At 61.6% G+C, this 21,436-nt stretch carries 17 protein-coding genes and 1 pseudogene; 9 read left to right on the forward strand and 9 right to left on the reverse strand.

The annotated features are described in order from the left end of the window. A partial coding sequence (locus WAN02_RS12430; protein ID WP_422264475.1) for a hypothetical protein occupies window positions 1-770 on the reverse strand: 770 nt, incomplete at its 3' end. 64 nt (window positions 771-834) lie between these two features. Between WAN02_RS12430 and WAN02_RS12435 the strand changes: the two genes are divergently transcribed. Next, on the forward strand, window positions 835-2,304 hold the full coding sequence (locus WAN02_RS12435) for a hypothetical protein (RefSeq protein WP_422264476.1): 1,470 nt from the start codon (window positions 835-837) through the stop codon (window positions 2,302-2,304). A 463-nt stretch (window positions 2,305-2,767) separates the two neighbouring features. Here WAN02_RS12435 and WAN02_RS12440 read toward each other — a convergent pair whose 3' ends face one another. After that, window positions 2,768-3,268 (reverse strand): hypothetical protein, encoded by a 501-nt coding sequence (locus WAN02_RS12440; RefSeq protein WP_422264477.1) that lies wholly within the window; start codon window positions 3,266-3,268, stop codon window positions 2,768-2,770. A 119-nt stretch (window positions 3,269-3,387) separates the two neighbouring features. Here WAN02_RS12440 and WAN02_RS12445 point away from each other — a divergent pair, with 119 nt between their 5' ends. Beyond that, a complete protein-coding gene (locus WAN02_RS12445) occupies window positions 3,388-3,789 on the forward strand; it encodes a DUF732 domain-containing protein (RefSeq protein WP_422264478.1) in 402 nt (133 codons plus the stop codon). A 27-nt stretch (window positions 3,790-3,816) separates the two neighbouring features. Here the strand turns inward: WAN02_RS12445 and WAN02_RS12450 are convergent, their stop codons facing one another. The 5 genes from WAN02_RS12450 to WAN02_RS12470 all read right to left on the reverse strand — a co-directional run bounded on the left by WAN02_RS12450 (window position 3,817) and on the right by WAN02_RS12470 (window position 8,674). Further along, window positions 3,817-5,193: a TIGR00366 family protein gene (locus WAN02_RS12450; RefSeq protein WP_422264479.1), complete on the reverse strand. Its 1,377-nt coding sequence runs from the start codon at window positions 5,191-5,193 to the stop codon at window positions 3,817-3,819. Between the two features lie 216 nt (window positions 5,194-5,409). Beyond that, window positions 5,410-5,772 (reverse strand): DUF732 domain-containing protein, encoded by a 363-nt coding sequence (locus tag WAN02_RS12455; RefSeq protein ID WP_422264480.1) that lies wholly within the window; start codon window positions 5,770-5,772, stop codon window positions 5,410-5,412. Between the two features lie 136 nt (window positions 5,773-5,908). Beyond that, entirely contained in the window at window positions 5,909-7,147 is a 1,239-nt protein-coding gene (locus WAN02_RS12460; protein WP_422264481.1) for a thiolase family protein, read from the reverse strand. Window positions 7,148-7,172: 25 nt separating this feature from the next. Next, the gene (locus tag WAN02_RS12465) at window positions 7,173-7,793 is read right to left on the reverse strand and encodes an alpha-ketoglutarate-dependent dioxygenase AlkB (RefSeq protein ID WP_422264482.1); all 621 of its coding nucleotides are present in this window, start codon (window positions 7,791-7,793) and stop codon (window positions 7,173-7,175) included. A 116-nt stretch (window positions 7,794-7,909) separates the two neighbouring features. Further along, window positions 7,910-8,674 carry an SDR family oxidoreductase gene (locus tag WAN02_RS12470; protein ID WP_422264483.1) on the reverse strand — a complete coding sequence of 255 codons (765 nt, stop codon included), beginning with the start codon at window positions 8,672-8,674 and terminating at the stop codon, window positions 7,910-7,912. A gap of 125 nt (window positions 8,675-8,799) precedes the next feature. Here WAN02_RS12470 and WAN02_RS12475 point away from each other — a divergent pair, with 125 nt between their 5' ends. Together WAN02_RS12475 and WAN02_RS12480 are read left to right on the forward strand one after the other, a co-directional pair. Further along, a complete protein-coding gene (locus WAN02_RS12475; RefSeq protein WP_422264485.1) occupies window positions 8,800-9,654 on the forward strand; it encodes a LysR family transcriptional regulator in 855 nt (284 codons plus the stop codon). A 127-nt stretch (window positions 9,655-9,781) separates the two neighbouring features. Beyond that, on the forward strand, window positions 9,782-10,081 hold the full coding sequence (locus tag WAN02_RS12480) for a hypothetical protein (RefSeq protein ID WP_422264486.1): 300 nt from the start codon (window positions 9,782-9,784) through the stop codon (window positions 10,079-10,081). Between the two features lie 43 nt (window positions 10,082-10,124). Here WAN02_RS12480 and WAN02_RS12485 read toward each other — a convergent pair whose 3' ends face one another. Beyond that, complete coding sequence (locus WAN02_RS12485) at window positions 10,125-11,417, reverse strand: cation:proton antiporter (protein WP_422264487.1); 1,293 nt, start codon at window positions 11,415-11,417, stop codon at window positions 10,125-10,127. Window positions 11,418-11,532: 115 nt separating this feature from the next. Here WAN02_RS12485 and WAN02_RS12490 point away from each other — a divergent pair, with 115 nt between their 5' ends. From WAN02_RS12490 to WAN02_RS12505, 4 genes are all read left to right on the forward strand, one after another. Continuing rightward, window positions 11,533-13,302, forward strand: coding sequence for an NAD(P)/FAD-dependent oxidoreductase (locus WAN02_RS12490; protein ID WP_422264488.1), 1,770 nt, complete (start codon window positions 11,533-11,535; stop codon window positions 13,300-13,302). A gap of 68 nt (window positions 13,303-13,370) precedes the next feature. Next, on the forward strand, window positions 13,371-18,938 hold the full coding sequence (locus WAN02_RS12495; RefSeq protein WP_422264489.1) for a type I polyketide synthase: 5,568 nt from the start codon (window positions 13,371-13,373) through the stop codon (window positions 18,936-18,938). Further along, the gene (locus tag WAN02_RS12500) at window positions 18,935-19,771 is read left to right on the forward strand and encodes an ABC transporter ATP-binding protein (protein ID WP_422264490.1); all 837 of its coding nucleotides are present in this window, start codon (window positions 18,935-18,937) and stop codon (window positions 19,769-19,771) included. The genes WAN02_RS12495 and WAN02_RS12500 overlap by 4 nt, the downstream gene beginning before the upstream one ends. 14 nt (window positions 19,772-19,785) lie before the next feature. Then, complete coding sequence (locus WAN02_RS12505; RefSeq protein WP_422264492.1) at window positions 19,786-20,628, forward strand: ABC transporter permease; 843 nt, start codon at window positions 19,786-19,788, stop codon at window positions 20,626-20,628. Window positions 20,629-20,648: 20 nt separating this feature from the next. Here WAN02_RS12505 and WAN02_RS12510 read toward each other — a convergent pair whose 3' ends face one another. After that, window positions 20,649-20,870 carry a hypothetical protein gene (locus tag WAN02_RS12510; protein WP_422264491.1) on the reverse strand — a complete coding sequence of 74 codons (222 nt, stop codon included), beginning with the start codon at window positions 20,868-20,870 and terminating at the stop codon, window positions 20,649-20,651. 219 nt (window positions 20,871-21,089) lie between these two features. Between WAN02_RS12510 and WAN02_RS12515 the strand changes: the two are divergent. Further along, window positions 21,090-21,436 (forward strand): annotated as a pseudogene (locus WAN02_RS12515) (adenylate/guanylate cyclase domain-containing protein); the annotation flags it as partial.

The raw sequence follows: 21,436 nt of genomic DNA on the forward strand, positions 1-21,436 counted from the left end.
ACGTAACCCTCTTGTTGTGGCACGGCGGTCAAGGTCGCAGAACCTTTTGTCAGGTGGACGGGTTTTTCAACGTTCTCGAGATCAATGCTGCTTAGCAATTCCGTCAAGTTTTCAGCAGAACCGGTAACGAGCTCAGTGTTGACAGGGAACTCTGGACTCAGCTGCAATACATCAAAAACTCGGCTGCCTCGCGGCGTCAGCCGCCAAAGCACCCGCTGTCCGACCTTCCGGCGATCGACGAGACCTCGATCGTGCAGTCCCTTCGCGACGCGACTGAGCTGGCCCTCATCTAACGGCTTTTCTCCTTTGCCGAGCCGGCTCGCCAGGATTCGCCCGGAAATATCTGGCGTCCCGGCAACTACCGATAAGAACTCTTTTCGCAGGGCACTCCCCTCAACATAGTCAGCACCCACGTCCGTGCCGATCGCCGCTAGCCCGGCACCAGCGATCTCCAGACCCGCCAGGATGAAGGCTTCGGTCATCGAGGCTGTCGCGTTCGAGTCGTCGCGTTCGCCACCGTTTGCCACCTTGGAGGTGGCGTAAAGGTTTCGTAGGGCTGTTTCGGCGGATAGCAGTGTCGGTTCGTCCTTATAGGACACCGCACGAGTCAAGCGGTGAGCTAGCCCTCGGAACCAGCCTTGGCCAAGCGGGGCGCTCTCCTGCAGCGAGGCGTCCGCTCGCCCCAAGAACTCCTCAAGACTGGCTTTCTGGTCGACGGTCGAACCACTGGCCGCTTCGAGCTCAGCTGCATACTGCTCAAACAGGTTCACAACACACCTACGCCCTCGCTAGGGTTTACCTCACTGAACTTGAGTATGGGGGCGAGTCAAGTATATGTCAAGTTTCCCGCCGAGCATTCAAACTGCCGAGCATGTAGACGCCTGCGACGTGTTTGCTCAGCTATTTCCCTTGCTAGCTCGGCACGACGCCTGCCCGTCCCGCCAGAAGCGCGCAATCTTGAAGTCAGCTCAAGCTTTCGATGCCAAGATCACGACGGCGCGCGACCTTGTCTTAACAAGAGGCAAGATTCCCGCCGCGCTGGCAGAGGCTGTCATCACCGCGCTCCAGAGTGGTATTGACCCAGACAGCGCGAGCCAAGAGGCCTTCGCCCTACTTCTAGGCATAGATCGGGCGTTCGCTGGCTTGCAGCCCTTCGCCAGTGACGATCACGACGCACTTGACCCGTACCGCGACCGGCTATGGCAGGAAAATCGGCTCGATAGCGGTAAGGCTGCTCCGGCCGTGGTGTTGCCCCGGCGGGGCGGGCAACTCCGCGCACCAATGCAACCGGAGCGCTTATTAGATGAATTTGAACACCTGCTATTCGTCTCCGAAGGACGAAAAGTAGACTATGCGGTGGCTCATCCTCAGGACGACATGTCGATCGAGCAGCTCCGCGACAGAGCGGACCTGAAGATCGCTTGCGTGCCGTTTCTTGGTTCATACAGTGAACTTCAAATTTCTTCGGTGCCGTTCGCCAAGGGTGTCGACTGTTATCGCATCCAGCCAGACAATGTCCTCGCGCGATGGGACGCGAGGATTGATCGCGTGCTGAAACAACTTGATTCAAAAGGTGCCGATTTCCTAGTCTTACCAGAACTGGCATTAAGCGACGACCTGCTTAAGCTATGGAAACATAAACTTCAGCAAAGATCGTACAAAGCACCTGTATCTGATAGTCGGGCGAATCCAGGTTGGGTTCTTGCCGGCAGCGGCGGGATAGGGCTATCTAAAAAAGGCGAATTGCCTCCAAACAGGGCGGTTCTACTGTTTAGGGACGGGCGTACGGTGATGGAACAGGACAAGATGAGCCCGTTTGACATGAACGCGAATATGGTTGTCCGATGGCAGTTGGATTCGCACCTGGGAAACAAGGACATTCTAGAAGGCATGTGTGCTGGGACGATACGCCGAATACGAGACTTAAGGGCGGGTCGTGTTGCGATTCTTGTCTGCGAAGATCATGGCAGACCGATTCAAATGGTGTCGCATTTGGCTGAGTATGAGCCTAGTTTGATTTTTGTTCCAATCTTCTCAGAACCGATTAGACGATTTTTCTGGGAACACAACGGCGCTCGCGAACAAGTTATTACGATGGGCGCCAGCGTTGTAGTTGCGAACAGTTGCGCAGTGCCCGTTCCGCCTGACACTGCCAAGATGGCCCGAAAGAACTACGGGACTTGCATGGCAGCTTGGCCGGTAGAGAAATCACCCGGGTACCTGTCTACAGAAACTCGGATCAGTCGTTTTCCCAAAATTCCGGATCCCGAAGTAATTACATACTTCGACATACCGCTGTCCTGATCCCCGTCACGGGTTCCAGCCAAAACTGCCGTCCGGCGTCGTTCGGCTGGGCAACAAGTTTGAAGTTGGGGGCGGGCGCCGAGTCACCAATACGTACAGCCTCGATCTCGACGCCGAAAAAGCGGATGCCGGGTCGGTGTGCTCGTTCAGCCAGTCCAGCGCCGCACGGTGTTCGGGCCGGAAGCCGGTGGTGATCCGATCAGATTTGCTGGTATGACCCAAATCCTGACCCAGACCAGAGTCGCTTTCGCCCACTTTCGCCCACTTTCGCTGAGTCATCAAAACGTGTGTCTACCAGCGGATTCCGGGTCTTGGCGAAAGCCCGCGAAAGTAGCGCACTTGAATGGCGGTCAAGTGGTCGCAGGTTCGAACCTGTCAGCCCGACCATAGAACCTGCAGCTAGTCGACCTTATGACCGTCGACGATCGCTCGGCGTCGGATATCCGGGGCCTGCAACGTACTTTCAGACGCGCTCGGCGGTCATGTCCATCTCGATCCAGCCCTGGCACGGGCCGCTCAAGATGTCGGTGTGCATGACGCCGGCAAGCGTTCCGTTGGCTTGGGGCGTGTAGCGAACATTGGATCGGGCCGGAGCCCACTGGATGGTGGTGTCGTGCATCATGCAGTCCCACTGGAACTCGCTGACTTGCGTCCAGGACGACCCATCCCAGGTGAACTGAACCGGTTGCGGAACCGTCGGATTGCTGGGCGGAGGGCCGCTAACGATTGTGGCGACACACTTTCCGCTCGTGCAGCTCGAGCGGAACCCATAGGTCTCGGTGTGCTGCCCTTCAGGATCACCGGCCGCCATGCTCGTCCCGTCCTTTGGACCAACCATGAACGTGATTGCGTACTCGCCGTTCCAGGACGGAGTGTCGGCGGACGCGATTTGGGGAAGCGACAGGGCAATTGCGAGCGACGCGCCGAACCAACCGACGAGACTGCTCAGACCATCTGCGGCCATCGTTTTCTCCTCTGGGTCCTCGCCATCTACATACTGTCAGCCCGACCAGAGAAATAGCAGATCAGCGACATCGGTCCGAGTAAGGTCGTACGCCGACCCGCCGCGTAAGCTCGCAGCTCATGGGGAAGCTGGCCAACGGCACCGGCGTCAACAGCCTGGCAAACGCTCTGATTAGCGCCTTTGTGGTGCTGACCGCCGCAATTGTCTGCGCCGGCACGGCAGGCGCCGACCCAAACCAGCAGGATCAGTTTCTGGCGCTGCTCGAACAAGAACAGATTCCGCCCGTCGACGACGGTGAGGTGCCTGGTGTCGTCGCCCGGGCCCATCAAATTTGTGACGCAGCCAATGGCGGCACCCCGGTCGACGCCTTGATAAACGACGAGATGAACCGTGGGTATGACGAAAATCCGCGTTTGCACCTATACCCCGACCGGGTTAGAAGAACCGCAATCCGATTCATCACCGCATCAGTGGACGTCTACTGCCCACGCCATAAAGGTGAGCTTCCGCCGTACGAGTAAGTCACTGAGCCTCAGTGGCGTCCGGCGTCAAATCAGGTAGGGCGCGATCAGAGTGGTAGCACCCAACACGACCAACCCGATCACGAATGCGACGATCGTAAAGCCCATCACCTGACGGACATTGAGCTTTGCGATCGCCAGCAGGGGCAGCAACCAGAACGGCTGGATCATGTTCGCGACTCCCTCGCCGACGGCGACCGACATGGAGATCAACCCGAGATAGGCAGGCGAGCGCTGCCCGACCGCCAGCGCCGCGTCGACCGCGATCGGGCCCTGCACGGCCCAGTGCCCGCCACCCGACGGCACGAACAGGCTGATGACCAATGAACCGATGAAGGTCAGGAACGGCAGCGTGTACTGGGTCGCGCCGCTCACGACCGTCTGGGCCAGCAGCGTCTGCAACGGCTTGGCCCCGTGAGCCGGGTGCGACGGCAGATAACCCAGCAAACCGACCAGGCCGCCATACAGCGGATACTGCAGCAGCAGCGGACCAGACACCTTCGCGGCGCCGGTGAATGCCCGGATGAACCGGATCGGCGTGCGGTGCAGCAACGCGCTGGTGATCGTGAACAACATGATCATCGATGAGATGTTCAGCGCGAAACCACTGATGCAGAAGTAGGTAATGCCCGCGACGAACACGAGGACATTCAGAATCCACAGGTTTTCCAGCCACTCAGCAAACGTTTTCTTGCCCTCAGCCCTAACCGCGGGCTGGTCCTCGTCCTCGAACACTGCGGCGTCGGGCGCAAGGCTTTGTGCGGGCTCCATGCGCCAGATCGCGAGCGCGAGCAGCGCCAGCACGACGATCACCGAGAGCCAGCTATAGGGCTCAAAGATCGTCAGTTTCAGTGGCACCGTGATGCCAGTCAATTTGTGGATCACGTTGATTGGGCTGCCGTTGTCCGTGTTCGCCAGCGCAATCGACGACGAGAGTCCCTGCGTCCAGACGATGAAGCCCATGAACGCCGCCGCGATGAGGTAACCGAAATGCGCCCCGGTAAAGCGCTTCGCGACCTGCCGGGCGACCAGCGCACCGGCGACCAGCCCGAGTCCCCAATTCAGCAGGGAGAGGGCAGCGCTCACACCGAAACAGAGGAGGGCTCCCTGGACCTGGTTGCTCGGCTTGCTGGCGATCGAGACGATGGCCCGCTTCAGGATCGGCGCCTCGGCGAGCGTGTAGCCCGTCACGAGGATCAGCACCATCTGGAAGGCGAACGTGAAGATGTTCTGCGATCCCCAGACACCGCCATACCACGCCTTGAGCACGCCGCTGGGCGAGGCGCCGTTCACCAAAACAGCGACCAACGCGGCGACGATCAGGGTGAGGATGACGGCGAACAGATACGGGTCGGGCATCAGGCGTTCGACATAGCGGACACACAGCGCGGTCAGCGATTGCATGACGCCGCGGTTCGGCTTGCGTTCCTGGCCTGATGGCTGTGGCTTTTCGGGCTCGGCCTCTGGCGCCCCGACCGTGGCCGTCGTGTCTCTGCCGGTGGCTTCAGCGTCCTCGCTTGTGGCCTTCGGGTCTTCGCTCGTCGTCATTGACCTACCCTCGCTCGCGGCGCGTGTTGGTGCCAATAGTCGCGGCGGCCACCTCGCCTGGCGGGCTGCCGGCTATGGCTGTTGCTGCGGCGGTAACGGAGTTGGCGGGGCGTGCGTGATCGGTTGACCCATGTGCTGAGGGCAGTAAGCGCTCGCGGCGATCATCGTGAACTGGGCGGCGCCGTCGCCGTTAAATCCAGGATTGCTCGACGACACGCTGTTGATGACGACGGCTTGGGGATTGCCCTGGTCCATCAGTTGGCATGCCTCTTTGCCGACCGCGACGGCCACAGTTGGGTCCTGGTAGGTGATGCCGGCCTTGTTGAGCGCCGCCAAAAAGCTCGCGTCGGGGCCCGAACTACCCGGATCGGCCAGCGCCGGCGTGGCCACCCCGAGCACCGCGGTGAAGCCCGCAAGCATGACAAGGAATCGCATGGCGTCATCCTTGTACAGATTCGCGCCATTTTCTCGTCCAATGTCAACGCGCGGATGACCATTACTTATCCGGCGGATTACGCGTCGTACAGATGGGCCGGACCGGCGACGACGGGCGGATTGGGTGCTGGAACCGCTACTGAGCAGCGGGGTTTTCCAATACGACGGCGACGCCTTGACCCGACCCGATGCATACGCCTATGACGCCGTAGCGCGCGCCGCGCTCATGCAGTTCGGTAGCCAAGGTGAGTACGTAGCGGGTTCCTGTGGCGCCGAACGGATGTCCTATCGCAACGGCGCCGCCGTTCGGTGTCAGCTTGTCGTCGGGAACGACGAAGCCGTCGAGCTGGTTTGGCAGTTCGCGCAAGACGCCGAGGGCCTGGGCGCTGAATGCTTCATGGACTTCCCAAACGTCGATCTGTTCAGGGGTCAGGCCCGCACGGCGGATGGCCATCGGGATGGCCCACGCCGGCGCCAGTCCCATGACGAGTGGATCGATCCCGTAGACGGCGCTGGACACCACCCGGGCCAGTGGCTCAACCCCAAGGTCGGTTGCTCTCTCGCCGGAGGCGACGACGACGGCGCTGGCTCCGTCGGTGAGGGGAGTGGAGTTGGCTGCGGTCATCTGGGTGGTGCCTGGTTGCACGGGCAGTGCGGCGAGCGTTTCGGCGGTGGTGTCGTCGCGGATGAATTCGTCGTGCTCGGCCAACCGCGCGGGGGTCTTCTTCGTCGCGGGGATGGGCACGCTCATGATTTCTTTGGCGAACCGGCCGCGGTCGCGTGCGGCCTTGGCGTGCTGCTGGGACCGTAGCGCGAAAGCGTCGATCTCCTTACGGCTCAACGAGTAACGGTCGGCGACGTTTTGCGCAGTCTCGATCATGCTGATGTAGGCGTTGCGCGCCAGCAGCGCCGGGTTGGGCGGCCCGCCTGCTCCCGACCACATGGTGTCGAGCATGAGTACCGGGCCTCGTGGGCTAAACGGCGCCTCGCCTTTCATCAACGCCCATCCGGACCGCGACATCGATTCGACGCCGCAAGCGATCCCGACGCCAAGATCGCCGGCCTTGATGGAATGGCTGACGCTGACCAAGGCACTGAGCGAGGAGCCGCAGTACCGGTTGAGGGTCGCCCCCGCGACGGAGTCGGGGAATCCCACGGCCAGTGCGGCCCAACGGGCGATATCGCCCATCCCCTCGTGGGCCGGGTTGACGCAGCCGGCGACGATGTCCTCGACCGCGTCCGTAGGCACTCCGACTCGCTCGCATGCGCCTTTCATGGTCATGCCGAGTAGCTCATCGGTGCGGATGCCCGACAATGTGCCGCCGTAGCGGGTGAACGGTGTGCGCACTCCACCTAGCACGTAAGCCTCAGTCATCGTTGACCTTTCCGACTGTCCGGCATCAGGACTGGGTGATGCTCGAGAAGTTCAGGCTCATCCTCGCTCCGGCCGGTGCTTTCTGTTTGGGCACGCAGTGCTGCCAGTCCCGCTGACAACGGCCTTGCATGATGATGAGGTCTCCGCCGGCGGGAGTAAATACCGTGCTGGGTCCGCCGCCGTACGGGCGGACCAGGAACCGGCGTGGTGCACCGAGGCTGAGCACGGGCACAACTGCCGTCGTCGCTTTATTTGCCGGCCGATCCGCGTGCCAACCTGTTCCGTCGTGGTTATCCCGGTACCAGTTCATCCAGATCCGGTCGTACGGCACCCCGAGACGCTCGCCGAGCGTGCCGGCCAGCTCGGCCAGCAACGCAGGTGCCGCGCTCATGTCGACATATTCACCGGTGAGCCGAGGCTCGTCGACCCGGCGGTCGAACATCCAGCGCTGACGCTGTTCCCACATGTCGAGGGTGGCCAGTTCGGTAAGAAGCCGACGGTGCCCGGTGAGGAACCTGGGCACATTGGTGATCCACGAGTGCTCGTCGAGCCGGTGAAGTGTGGAGGATTCGAATGCGTGGGTGTGGACGGCCGGGGTGTCGGCGTCGTCGTCGTCGAACAGCGACGCCTGGTATGCGTTCGTCATCGCTGCCTCCTCACTGCCCATCGCTAACCGCTGTTCCAACCTCGATGGACGGCAAAATAGTCCTGTCCATGGCCAGATTCGCCGCGTCGATTGCCGCCTCTCAACGGCTGGCTGGATCAGTGCTTCCAGGGTGATTCACCGGCATCCCAGCTGCGCTGAACGTCGGGGTAAAGGCTGTCCTGGTCGGTGGCGACGGAGTTCTTGACGTGGCGAGTCCACTCGTCGGTCAACACTTCGGGCCGCCCGTGTTCGATTGCGTCGAGCGTCTGCCGAGCGACCTCTTGCGCCGAGATTTTGGGATCGTCGACGGCGGCAGCCATGTCGGTATCGATGAACCCCGCGTGCACCCCGACGACCAGGGTGCCTTGCTTCCGCAACTCCACCCGCAGCGCGTTGGTCAACGCCCACTCGGCGGACTTAGATGCGCAGTAGGAGGCGTTGAACGCTGACGCGTACCAACTCACCACCGACAGCACGTTGACAAGTCCGCCTCCACCGGCGGCTCCCAGAACCGGCGCAAACGCCCGCGCCATCGCCAGCGTGCCGAAATAGTTCGTCTCCATCTCAGCGCGGGCGGCCGACATGTCCGGAGCGGACAGAAACGGGCTCAGCAGCATGGCACCGGCGTTATTGATCAGCAGCGACACGTCGGCACAGTCACGTGCGGCCATGGCGATGTCGTCGAAATTCGTGATGTCCAATTGCACCGGCACGACGCGTGCGTCGGTGACGTCGACGGTGCCCGGATTGCGCGCAGCTGCGTAGACCTTCGCCGCGCCCCGGTCGAGCAATGCCTGCACGAACGCCGAACCCAACCCGCGGTTAGCTCCGGTAACGAATGCGATGCCGCCCGGTATGTGTCGAGCCATAGGTTCAGTCATGGTTGTGCTCCTTTTCCGTTGCACTCCGCTCAACGCGGGCCGGTACGACAGTCCATCCGATTCGCTGAGACCTGTGTGAGCACGTTCGATACTCTCCGGGTATCAGCGTTGTGGAGGGAGGCCCGGTGGATCTCGATCTGCGCAAGGTCCGCTACTTCGTCGTCCTGGCCGAGGAGCTGAATTACCGTCGGGCCGCCGAGCGACTGCACGTCGCGCAGCCGGTGCTGACGCGCCAGATCCGTTCGCTGGAACGCGATCTCGGTGCTCAGCTGTTCGAGCGAGACCGGGCGGGCACCCGGTTGACCGACGCGGGCCGACAACTTCTGACCGACGCACAGGGGCTGCTGGCCGACGCCCAGGCGACGCGCCGCCGGGTGGGCCGCCTCGGCGGGACGATCAGGACATTCACGATCGGGTTCATGCCCGGGCTGACCGTGACTGAGCCGGCGCGGGCTTTCGCGGCGTCACACCCGGAGGTGACCGTCGACGTCCTACGCACCGACTGGACGGATCAGGTGCGGGTGCTTCGTGACGGGCGGGTCGACATCGGCCACGTCCGCATGCCCATTGACCTCACCGCTTTGTCCAGTTGTCTGTTGTTCACCGAGCCGCAGGTCGCGGTGGTCCCGGTGGCCCATCGGCTCGCCGGCCGCGACCACGTCAGCGTGCACGAGTTGGTTGGTGAGCGCCTGTTACAGCATCCGGATGCAGTCCCGGAATGGGCGGCCCTGAACAGCACGCCGCTTGTCACCGCCCGTCAGGCGCGCAGCGTCGAGGAGAAACTCGAATGGGTCGCTGCGGGTGAGGGTTTCAGCGTCGTGCCACAGTCGGTGGCCACGTACTACCAGCGCGCCGACGTCACATGGATGGTGTTGACCGACGTCGCACCCAGCGAAGTGCGCCTGGCGTGGCCAACCGCGCAGCACGGACGGCTGATCGAGGACTACTTGGCGGCCGCCCGTAGCAGTCTCACGGACTAGGCGTACCGCAGGCGGTGCGAAGGCTGCCGTCGGTAGGTGTGAATTCGAGATGGCCGCGGCGTGACGGTTCGAGATGCCTTCCGGCGATTTGTTGAACAGTGTGGCCGGCCCGGGCTATGAATCAAAGGTGAGCAACCACCACGTGAACCTGACCCCGCAGGAAAACTCGTTGATCGCCGAGGCTCATCCCGACGCAGTGGCACGCATGGACGCGAAGTCGTTGAAAGATCTGCAGAGCCGGCTCAGGCAAGCACGTGAGAAGAACTTCAGCTTGCTGCGCCGCCAGGGTGCGGCGCGAGTGGAGGCCGAAGGCGCCCGGGGGGCAACCCAGCCGGCCAACGAAAAGCGCGCTGAAAAGGTAAACGTTTTCGACGAGGCGCTGGCTCGGGTGAACGAGCGCCTCGAAGCCGTCAGTGACTCCGAGTAGCAGCGGACTCGCAACGGCTTGAACTGCTGAGGCCGGGCTGATTTCAGGTCGCAGCGGGAGAAACGGCCCCCTCGCGGACAGGTTCCGGCGGAACGTTTTCAGGACTCTCGCGATGCCGTCCGTAGACCCAATCGAACATCGGCGTGGCCATGAGTGTGGTGACGACAGCGACCAGAACAAGGATGGTGAAGAGCGTCGGTGTGATGATGCCGGCCTGGAGTCCGATGTTGAGAAGGATGAGTTCGATGAGTCCGCGTGCGTTCATCAACGAGCCCAGTGCGACGGACTCGCGCAATGGGACCCTTCTCAGCCGCGCCGCCAGCGTGCATGCGATTCCTTTGCCCGCAATCGACACGACGAGAATTCCGAGCGTTACTGTCCACAGCTTCGCGCTGTTCAACAAGCCGATCTGCGTATTGAGCCCCGAATAGACGAAGAACAGCGGCAGCAGAAATGTGGTGACGAGCGGCTCGAGATTGGCGCTCAGGCGCCGTGCGAAGGAACCGGAAGGCATGGCGACACCAAGGATGAAAGCGCCGAAGATCGCATAGATGCCGACGGTGTCAGTAAGCCAGGCGCAGGCCATCAGCAGGATCAAAACTGTACTCAGCACCGGTGCGGTGATCGCGTTGTCACGTTCGGACACGGCCCCGAGGCCGCGCAAAAGTCTGCGCCCAATTGTCAAGAGCAGCAATGTATACACGACTCCGCCAATGATTGCGGTAGCCGCGACGGCGACGCTGCCACGGTGTATTGCGAGTACCGCTGCAAGAATGCACCACGACAGCGCATCATCGGTTGCGCCGCACGCCAATGCGAGCGTTCCCAAAGGCGTTCCGGAAAGCCCTCTTTCGTAGATGATTCGAGCCAGCATGGGAAATGCCGTCGTCGCGATTGACGCACCCAGGAACATCATCGCCATCGTGAGCGTGACACTCTTGTCGAAGTAGATTCCGCTCGCGAGTAGAGGCGCAGCGATCACCGCACCCAGCGCCAGCGGCGTGAGGATGCCTGCCGCGGAGACCGCGACCGCGGTGCCGACCCGATGTTTGATGAGGTTGACATCGAAGTTGAGTCCGATCAGGAACATGTAGAGGACCAAGCCGATCTGCGCCGCGGTGAACAGCACGACGTTCGGCGGCCCTGCCGGAAAAAGGTGGTGCTGGACGTCGGGGGCGACCCGACCCAACAACGAGGGACCGAGTAGGACGCCCGCAACCATCTCACCGACGACTTGTGGCTGGCCGAGGCGCTGTGACGCCAGACCCACGAGACGGCACGCAATGAGAATGACGGCCAGTTCCAGGAAGAAATGGACAGCAGTTGCTGCGGGCATGGCTTATGTCCTTGGGGTTCGCCTGAGTCTTCGCTTCTCCGCTTGCCAGAGACCCGGATTAGTGTAGCTTCTTAAATGTTAAGTAACTGTCCTATCCGAACAGCGGGAGGGACTTGTGGAAGTGCACGCGCAGCTGTCGCAACTGAGCCCGGAGGCGCGGGCAGCGCTGGCGCAAAAGATCAAGATTCGTCTGTTGGAGGGCGACACCGCCCAGTCGGATCACGATGTGGCCATCATCGGCGGGGGCGTCGCCGCGCTCACCCTGGCACTTGAGCTTCGCCGCACTAGACCGGAGACGCGAGTCCTCGTTGTCGAGCCGCACGCTCACCCGATACCAGAGATCACCCACACCGTCGGCGAATCAACAGTCGAGATCGCCGCGCAGTACCTGCGGGACCGCCTCGAGTTGGCCGACCACCTGAACACCTCGCAGCTCCGCAAAATGGGGCTGCGAATGTTCTTTTCGCACGATGGAAATGCCGATATCGCTCAGCGGATGGAACTTGGCAGCTCCTCATTCACTCCACAGGTGACCTACCAAATTGACCGAGCCAGGCTGGAGAACGAGCTTAATCGACGCTGTCTGTCGGAAGGTGTCGAAATCACTTCTGGCCGAGTCACATCTGTCGAACTCGGCATCGGCGACCAACCCCACACCGTTCTTGTTCAGCACGGCGAAACCACCAGTTCCACCTCGGCCCGTTGGGTGGTAGACGCTTCTGGCCGAAACCGGGCGCTGCCACGCCAGTTGAACCTCAAACGAAGCAACGAACATCACTGCAACGCGGTCTGGCTGCGGGTTGCGACCGAAATCGACATCGGCCAATGGAGCGACGACCCGGGTTGGCAGGCACGCCTCGTCGAAGGCGACCGGGCGATGTCCACCAATCACCTGATGGGCGAGGGCTACTGGGTGTGGTTGATCCGACTCGCATCCGGAGCCACCAGCGTCGGCATTGTCGCCGATCCCGCCTTCCATCCGTTCAGCGATTTCAACACACTCGTTAAAGCCCGGGCGTGGCTTGCCGAACACGAACCGCAATGCGCTGCCGTCCTGGCACAGCGCGAACACCTGGTCAAAGACTTCCGGGTGATGAAGAAGTACAGCCACGGCGCCACGAAAGTCTATGACGCACAGAGCCGATGGTGCCTCACCGGCGACGCAGGAGTCTTCCTCGACCCGTTGTACTCATCGGGGCTGGACCTCGTCGCGATCGGCAACGGCCTCATCGCCGACCTGATCACCCGCGAACTCGACGGCGAGAATGTCGCCGCACGGTCGGGCATAAACGACTCGCTGTTCCGGTCGCTCACCGAGATGTGGCTCAACATCTACTGCAACCAGTACAAACTGATGGGCTCGCCGGCTGTTATGACGGCGAAGGTGATCTGGGACATCGCGTTCTATTGGGGCTTCATAGGCCTGATGTACAGCAACGACCGTTTCGTGAGTGTCGCCGACGACCCCGGGGTGGTTCCGCATCTGGAAGGCCTTATCGAACTGAGCAACCGGTTGCAGCGGTTCTTCCGAGAGTGGGCCTCGGTGGACAACGCCCGCCCCTCGTCGCAATTCGTCGATCTGTACTCGCGACACAACTTCATGGTGACGCTGCACACCGCGATGATGGGGAAAGCGTCTGACTTCGCGGCACAATTCGATGCAAACGTGCGGATGCTCCGTCAGCTGGCGGGCCAGCTGATCGAAACGATACTCACCGATAAGTGTCGCGAATTTTCCGACGACGACGTCATGCGGCAGGTACAGGCGTGGCAACGAGACTCCTTTCTCCGAGAACTCCGATCCACCTACCGTCAGGAGCAAGACCGCGACCCGCTCAGCGAGGAGTGGATTGTGCGAACCGCTCCTGAACTCGAATTCAGTTGAGCAGGAAACACATCCACTCTGACCGGCGGTCCGGGCATTGATGAATCACTGGTGGTTAGGTCGATAAGTTGAACACCCTCGCCGAACAAGGCACCAACAAGCCACTCGCGATCGTCGGGATCGGCTGCCACTTTCCCGGCGGCGCAGTCACCCCGGACCGCTACTGGGATCTACTGCGTAGTGAAACCGACGCCACCTGCGTCGTTCCCGAAACACGCTGGAATGCGGCAAAATACTATGATCCGAACCCGAACAAGGTCGGCAAGATGGCGACCCGACGAGGCGGGTTCCTCAGCGAGATCGATCAATTCGATCCTCAGTTCTTCGGCATCTCACCTCGCGAGGCCAACTTGATCGATCCCCAGCAGCGCCTCTTGTTGCGGACCACATGGGAAGCACTGGAAGATGGGGGGATATCCGCCGACAGTGTCGCCGGCACTGACGTCGGGGTTTTTGTGGGCGGCTTCACCCTCGACTATCAGCTTCTCCAAAACCAAGGCCGTACAAGCCGTTACCGGTTCAAAGCCCATTCCGCTACCGGGATGATGATGACGATGCTGGCGAACCGGATCTCGTTCGCCTTTGACTTCCGCGGACCCAGCATGACCGTCGATACTGCATGCTCGAGCTCGCTGGTCGCGGTGCACCTTGCCGCGCAGAGCATCTGGAACGGCGAATGCGACCTGGCGCTCGCTGGTGGCGTCAACATCATGATCGGACCCAACACGGCGATCGCGGAATCCAAGAGTGGCTTTCTCGCACCCGACGGGCGGTGCAAGGCCTTCGACCAGTCCGCTGACGGCTACGCACGTGGCGAAGGTGGTGCTGTCGTCGTGATCAAACCCCTGGCTCAGGCGCTGCGCGACGGTGATGCCATCTACGCGCAGATCCTCGGCTCAGCGGTATCCCAGGACGGACACACCGACGGCATCACCGTGCCAAGCGCTGAGGCCCAAGAAGCAGCCATCACCACGGCGTTACGGCGGGCCGGGGTGCAACCGAACGAAGTCGGTTACGTGGAAGCGCACGGCACGGGTACCCCGGTCGGCGACCCAGTCGAGGTCCGGGCTCTCGCCAACGCACTCGCCTCTGAACGTGCGCCGACCAACCCGCTCGTCATCGGGTCGGTCAAAACGAACATCGGCCATCTCGAGGCCGGCGCGGGCGTCGCCGGACTGATCAAAGCTGCGTTGGTACTCAAACATGGCTACATTCCGGCGAACCTGCATCTGCACAACCCAAGCGATCAGATTCCGCTGGGGGAGTTGAGTATCGATATTCCCCAGTCCGGTCGCCCGTTCCCTGACTGCACGCGGCGGGTGGCGGGCGTCAACTCTTTCGGCTTCGGCGGCACCAACGCCCACGTGGTGCTCGCGGAGCCCCCCGCCCCGCTCGGCGCCAACGGCGCGAACCATTCTCAGCTACTGCCCATTGCGGTCTTGCCGATCTCGGCGCGCACCGAGGAAGCGCTCGTCGCCACGGCCGTTCAGCTGGCCGAGCATGTGGATGCCCACTCTGACCTCAGACTGCTCGATCTTGGCTACACGCTCAGTCGGCGCCGAACTCATTTGAACTATCGCCGAACCCTCGTCGCGGCCAGCATCACCGATGCGCGAGAACAGCTCAAGGCCCTCGCTGACGGCGTGCAGATCTCTGCGACCCGCACCAGCCCGACCACACCCAAGCTGGCATTTGTCTGTACCGGCATGGGCCCACAGTGGTGGAAGATGTGCCGCGACCTGCTCGATGTGTATCCCGTGTTCACCGACAGCATTCTGCGCAGCGATCGCGAGTTGTTCCGCTACACGAACTGGTCGCTGGTCGAGGAACTCCGGGCCAACGAAACCCGTTCGAGGATGGCCGAAACAGAGGTCGCGCAGCCCGCCAACTTCGCTATTCAGGTCGCGCTGGCCGAGCAGTTGAAGCATTACGGGATCACCCCGGACGCGGTGATCGGCCACAGCGCCGGCGAAGTAGCCGCCCATTATCTCGCCGGAGTCCTCACGTTCGAGCAAGCGATTCATGTCGTTTACCACCGAAGCCGCCTGCAGCAACGCACCAGTGGACTGGGCCGCATGCTCGCGGTTGGCCTCAGCGCCGAATCGTTCATGGAGAAGATCGACACCAAAACGCGCGATGTAATCGGAGAGCGAGCATCGATAGCCGCGATCAACGGCCCGTCGACCGTGACCGTCGCCGGCGACAGCGACGTCCTCGACGATATCGCCGGTCAACTCAACGACCTGCAGATCTTCAACAGGTTCCTCGACGGAAACGTCCCGTATCACACCCATTACATGGACGCCATCAAAGGCGACCTGGTCAGCGCGTTCGAGGAACTGGAGATCGGCGCGGCGACAATCCCGCTGTATTCCACCGTCACGGGCGAACGTTTGGACGGAATTGGCGACGGCACCGCGTATTGGTGGCAGAACACTCGCGCCACAGTCCTTTTCGAGCCTGCGATCCATCGCATGCTGGATGACGGATATGCTCACTTTGTCGAGCTGGGCCCGCATCCCGTCCTCGCCGCATCACTTTTCGACATAGCCGCGTCTCATGAAACCGAAGCCGTCGTCTTGGCGACCCAGCGGCGTAACGAGGACGACGGTCGTACGCTGATGAATTGCGTTGGCGCGCTGCATTGCCACGGCCATTCGATCTCCTGGGATGCGCTCTACCCTCGGCAAGCCGCGCGACTTCTCAAACTTCCTTTGTACCCGTGGCAATCCAAGCGCTACTGGAACGAGACTCAGGAAGCTGCAGAGGACCTCCATTACAACCCTGTGCATCCATTGCTGGGGCAGCCGGTGAGTGGGGTTCATCCGACCTGGGAAGCCGAGTTGAGTGCCGCCTCCGTGCCCTTCCTGGCAGATCATGAGGTGCGGGGGAGCACTCTGGTACCCGGCGCGGTATACATCGAAATGGCCTTGGCGGCAGCTAAAGCCACCTATGGGTCGATTGATTACAGCGTCGACAACCTGGTACTTCTGCGCGCAGTCATCCTGGACGAAACCTGCGATCCCATCCTGCGGACCACCCTCAACCGCGACACGGGAACCCTGGAGTTCGCCGCGTTCACGGCCACGACAGGAGGTGACGTCAAATGGACGATAACGGCGACTGCAGAACTCAACACCTTGGCGCCGTTTCCTGACCGAGTCAAGACGCCTCGTCAAGCAAAGCCCATCACCACCATTGATCGCGACGAGTTCTATACCAGAGCACAAGCCGTCGGCTTCACCTACGGTGCAGCCTTCCAGACCATCGCCGGCATCACGTCAGGAGACGGTTGGGCTACCGCCGATATCGTGATCCCCAAGCAGATTGCCGACGATATCGATCAATACCGATTCCACCCGGCCCTCATCGACGGTGCCTTCCAAACTCTGATCGGGACAACCCTTCTCGGACGCCAGGCAGACGACGGCGCCTATCTTCCCACTCGAATCCGGCGCAGCGCCATCTACCGTGTGCCTGAACGACACATGACCGCGCAGATCTCGGTGGTGTCGGCCACCAAGGACGAGATCGAAAGCGACATAACACTCTTCGGCGACGACGGGAGCTCACTGGCCGTATTCACCGGTTTCACGCTGCAATCGCTGAGTGCTTCATCGAGTATGTCGCCCGAACGGGTGGACAAAGGGCTCTACGAGATTCAGTGGATCGCGCATACCAAGATCCAGACCGATCGGGTTGAGAAAGCAGCGTTGTCAGACAACCTGTCCTGGTTGATCTTCCTCGACGGCGATGGCATCGGGACAACAGTGGCCGACCGATTGCGCCGCAGCGGCCACCGCGTACGGGTAGTCCTGCACCAACCCGTCACCGCGCTGACGAAGATTGACGGTGGGTACGCGCTGAACCCCCAACGGCCCAAGCAACTCAACCAGTTGATTCAAACTCACCTCGAAAACGAAGGTGATCTCGCCGGCATCATCAACTGCTGGCCGCTGGACATGTGCGCCGGATCCGACGGCCGTCACGGCGCGGCGTCAGGTGACATGAACGATCATCTCGGCGCTTTCACAATCCTGCATCTCGCCCAAGCCTTCGCAGAACACGACACCGTGGCGCCGAGGCTTTACGTGATCACGGCCAACGCGCAACCCGTATGCGGCACTGAAAGACTCGCCACCGAACAGGCCACGGTTTGGGGGCTCGGGCGCGTCGTCGGCCACCAAGAGTTCGTCAACCGATGGGGCGGATTAATCGACATCGACGACGCCGACGACCACACGGAGACCGCATCACGCATCTGCGAGCACATTCTCTCTGAGGATCCCGAGGATCAGATCGCCATCCGGGGCCGCACGATGTACATCCCGCGTCTCCGCGCGAGCACGAGCCTGACGCAGGCCTTCCCAACCAAACTCACTCCCAACGCGACCTACGTCGTTACCGGCGGAACAGGGGCCCTCGGCCGCATCGTGGCTACCTACCTGGCCGAACGCGGAGCACGTCATATTGCACTGCTGTCGCGGCGGGAGGTCCCGCCGCGAGAGCAATGGTCTCAGCTGCCTGACGACCACCTTCATCAGGCGACCGTTGACATGATCCGCAAGATTGAGCGGCTCGGTGCCCGAGTAACCACGGCCAGTGTCGACATCACCGATACCGACCAGGTCAGAGCCTGGCTGACGAGTCATGCTCGAGACGGCGGCCGGTCGGTGCGCGGAATCATCCACGCCGCGGGATCTGTCGACGACCGGCTTCTGGTGAACATGACCGAAGGCGACTTCACCGCAGTCATGGCGCCGAAGATCGAGGGCGCCCGTGTCTTGCACAACGTCTTTCACGGAGTCGATCTGGAATTCTTCGTGATGTTCGGGTCGGCAGGATCAGTCATCGCGTCTCCCGGGCAAGGGAACTACGCCGCCGCCAACGCGTTCCTCGATACGTTCGCGCATTACCGACAAGCCCAGGGTCTGCCCGCTCTAACAATCGGTTGGGGCCCATGGTCGGTGGGGATGGTCGAAGAACTGAAGCTGGAAAAAATTTACGCGCAGCGGGGGATCGAGCTCATCACGCCCGCGGCCGGCACCCGAATCCTTGATCGTCTCATCAACCAAAAGATTCCCAACGTCATCGCGATCGGTGCCGACTGGGCGCGGGCCCGGCACGCCGGTTTCGGCGGTCAGCTGCCACCCATGTTCGCCGAGTTGGGCACAGCCGAGACTTCTGCCGACGCAGGCGATCCGGACTCGTCGATACTGGATTTCCTCTCGGCACGTCCTCCCTCAGAACGGCTCGACATCGTCGCCGGCCATGTCCAACAGATCGCGGCGGCTGTGTTCGAGCTCGGGGTCGCCGATATCGGACTCGACGACGCCCTCGATGACATCGGTCTGGACTCCTTGATGGCCATGGAATTCAGGCTCAGGATCAAAGCGATGTTCGCGATAGATCTGCCGCTGCTCGAGCTACTCCGGGGCGTAAGTGTCACTTCGCTGGCCATCAGAATCCTCACCGACCTTCACCTGACCGACGCCGGCCCTGCGGCGGTCACCGAGGAAACGGCGGAGATCGACACCACTGACGAGGACGTCGACCGCTTGATTGAACAACTGTCCGAGGCGGAGCTACGGGAAGTGTTGACTGAACTCGAGAAACACGGCGGAGCGCACTCGTGAGTTCCGCCGTGCAGGTTCGGAGTTTGTCGAAATCCTACGGACAACTACACGCTGTGCGGGAGCTGAACCTCGATGTCGGATACGGCGAAGTCTTTGCGATCCTCGGGCCCAACGGTGCAGGCAAATCGACGACGATCGAGATTCTCGAAGGTCACCGAAAGCGTGATTCAGGACATGTGAACGTGTTAGGCGAAGACCCTGGAGTCGCGGGCAGGCAATGGCGCGCCAAGATCGGCATCGTGCTCCAAGAAGTCAGCGACGCCGGAATGCTGACAGTCGCCGAAACCGTGCGAATGTTCGCCAAATGCTATGCGGCGGTGCGCGCCCCCGAGGAGGTACTCGCACTCGTCGGACTCGGTTCGGTATCCGAGTCGAAAGTGCGGACGCTGTCAGGGGGCCAGCGTCGTCGCCTCGACGTCGCTCTCGGCATCATCAATCTGCCGACACTGCTGTTTCTCGACGAACCGACGACTGGGTTTGATCCCGAAGCGAGACTACGCTTTTGGGACCTCATCCGACTGCTGGCCCGTGGCGGCACGACGATCCTGCTGACCACCCACTATCTCGAGGAAGCGGCAGCGCTGGCCGACCGTGTCGCGGTCATCGCCGACGGACGGGTGGTGGCGGTCGACTCGCCACCGAATCTGATCCGGTATGTCAGCTCGGCCGCGACCGTCCGGTGGAGAGCAGACGGCGAAATCCACACAGTGGAAACCGATCACCCGACTGAGCTGATCAGGGAACGGTCGATGGCCTGTACGGAGTTGACTGACCTGACGGTCTCTCGCCCCACCCTCGAGGACGCCTACCTCCGATTGATCGGGATGAAGTGACGGGAACCGACCACCTGGCCAGCGCCGCGCCGCGTGAACGCCGGCTGGCGGAGTCACGGCCACCACTTCCGTCCTCGCTGCGTATCGGCTTGTCGCGAGTTCTACCCGAGCTCAAGATGTTCTACCGCCGACCGGAGCAAATGGTGCTGACATTTTCGCTACCGGCGGTCATCTGCATCCTGCTAGGTTCGATCTTCTCCACCAAACTGCCCCACACCGAAACCAGCACCGGCGCCGTGATCGCAGCCAGCATGCTCGCGTACGGGATTCTCTCGACGTCGTTCATCAACCTGGGCATCAGCATTGCCGCCGACCGCGACACCGGCGCATTACGGCGTCTGCGTGGGACACCAACCACCGCGCTGTCGTATTTCATCGGCAAGATTTGCCTTGTCGCCATCGTCAGTCTTGCCGAGGCCGTCATTCTTTTGACGGTGGGCATACTGTTTTTCGATCTGCATTTGCCTACAACAGTTTTCGGCTGGCTCACGCTGACTTGGGTGTTCCTTCTGGGGATCGTCAGCTGCTCGCTGCTTGGGATCTTCATCAGCAATCTGGCCAGCAACGCGGTCGCCGCCGCTGTCGTCACCAACGGACCGGCGGTCGGCTTACAGTTCGTGTCGGGCACCTACGTGCCGCTCATCGTGCTGCCGGCGTGGATGTTGGTCGTCGGCTCCATCTTTCCAGTCAAGTGGATGGCGCAAGGCTTCCGCTCGGTGCTGCTGCCGTCCAAGATGGCCGCGTTCGAACCAGCCGGCAATTGGGAGCACTGGCACATATTTTTTGTGCTGAGCGCATGGACTATCGGCGGATTGGTCGCCTGCCTTACGGTTTTCCGTTGGTCGGAGAAGGGCTGACCAGGGGCGGGTTCTTCTTCTCACTTGTCGGCGCGATGGCCTTCGCCATCATCCGCCAAGTAGGTGACGCTGTACCACTGACGATTGCTGTCTTCGTCCCCCGTAGCAGTTGCCCGTTCCACACGGACATCGGTGAGATGCGGATTCTGCAGACGGATAAAGTCTTCGAGCTCTGCGTCTCGTGCGGCTCCGGTGAGAGTTCTCTCCGCGGGCGCCTTTCCCTCGTACCTCGACCAACTCACACCTCACATCCTGCCTTGAAGCTCTACTCAGCCGCATCGGACTGCGCTTACGCGCTCGCGGGATCACTCTGTTCACCTAGTTAGGGAGCCCATGAATGACCCAGGGCTCAGCTTTGACTCCCATAGGAGTTGCACGTCAACGCCATCGGCTCGCTACTCGCGTGACGTCGACGGTCATAATCGACCCGTGACAACACCGTTCGCGGTAGCGGACTACCCATGAACGCGACCCTGCTGGCGAGCGGCATCGCAGTCGTCGAACTCGGCGGGATCATTGCACTTGGCGTGGTGCTCACCGTGTCACGACATCAGCTGAAGGAAACTCGTTCCGAACTGGAGCGCGCTCGCCAACCCAGGATTGCCCGGCGGCGACGGCGCCCCGGGCTCGCACCGTTCGCGCTCAGGACGGCATGGCGGACAGCCGACTCGCTGATCACCAAAGGCATTGGCGCCACAGTCCGTAACTCGATCGAAGATCTGGCTGGCTGGGCGCAGGTCGAACGTCCCGACCTCGCACGCCTGACGGCGGATGGCGACGTCGTGATCGCCTTCTCCGACATCGAGGA

The sequence above is a fragment of the Mycobacterium sp. genome (assembly GCF_049281135.1).
In the GTDB taxonomy this organism is placed as follows: domain Bacteria; phylum Actinomycetota; class Actinomycetes; order Mycobacteriales; family Mycobacteriaceae; genus Mycobacterium.

What these genes read in the sequence shown, in the direction of transcription:
- WAN02_RS12450 (WP_422264479.1), bottom strand. Translation starts at nt 5,193, where the DNA reads ATGCAATCGCTGACCGCGCTGTGTGTCCGCTATGTCGAACGCCTGATG.
- WAN02_RS12485 (WP_422264487.1), bottom strand. Translation starts at nt 11,417, where the DNA reads ATGCCCGCAGCAACTGCTGTCCATTTCTTCCTGGAACTGGCCGTCATT.
- WAN02_RS12440 (WP_422264477.1), bottom strand. Translation starts at nt 3,268, where the DNA reads ATGGCCGCAGATGGTCTGAGCAGTCTCGTCGGTTGGTTCGGCGCGTCG.
- WAN02_RS12465 (WP_422264482.1), bottom strand. Translation starts at nt 7,793, where the DNA reads ATGACGAACGCATACCAGGCGTCGCTGTTCGACGACGACGACGCCGAC.
- WAN02_RS12445 (WP_422264478.1), top strand. Translation starts at nt 3,388, where the DNA reads ATGGGGAAGCTGGCCAACGGCACCGGCGTCAACAGCCTGGCAAACGCT.
- WAN02_RS12460 (WP_422264481.1), bottom strand. Translation starts at nt 7,147, where the DNA reads ATGACTGAGGCTTACGTGCTAGGTGGAGTGCGCACACCGTTCACCCGC.
- WAN02_RS12455 (WP_422264480.1), bottom strand. Translation starts at nt 5,772, where the DNA reads ATGCGATTCCTTGTCATGCTTGCGGGCTTCACCGCGGTGCTCGGGGTG.
- WAN02_RS12470 (WP_422264483.1), bottom strand. Translation starts at nt 8,674, where the DNA reads ATGACTGAACCTATGGCTCGACACATACCGGGCGGCATCGCATTCGTT.
- WAN02_RS12435 (WP_422264476.1), top strand. Translation starts at nt 835, where the DNA reads ATGTCAAGTTTCCCGCCGAGCATTCAAACTGCCGAGCATGTAGACGCC.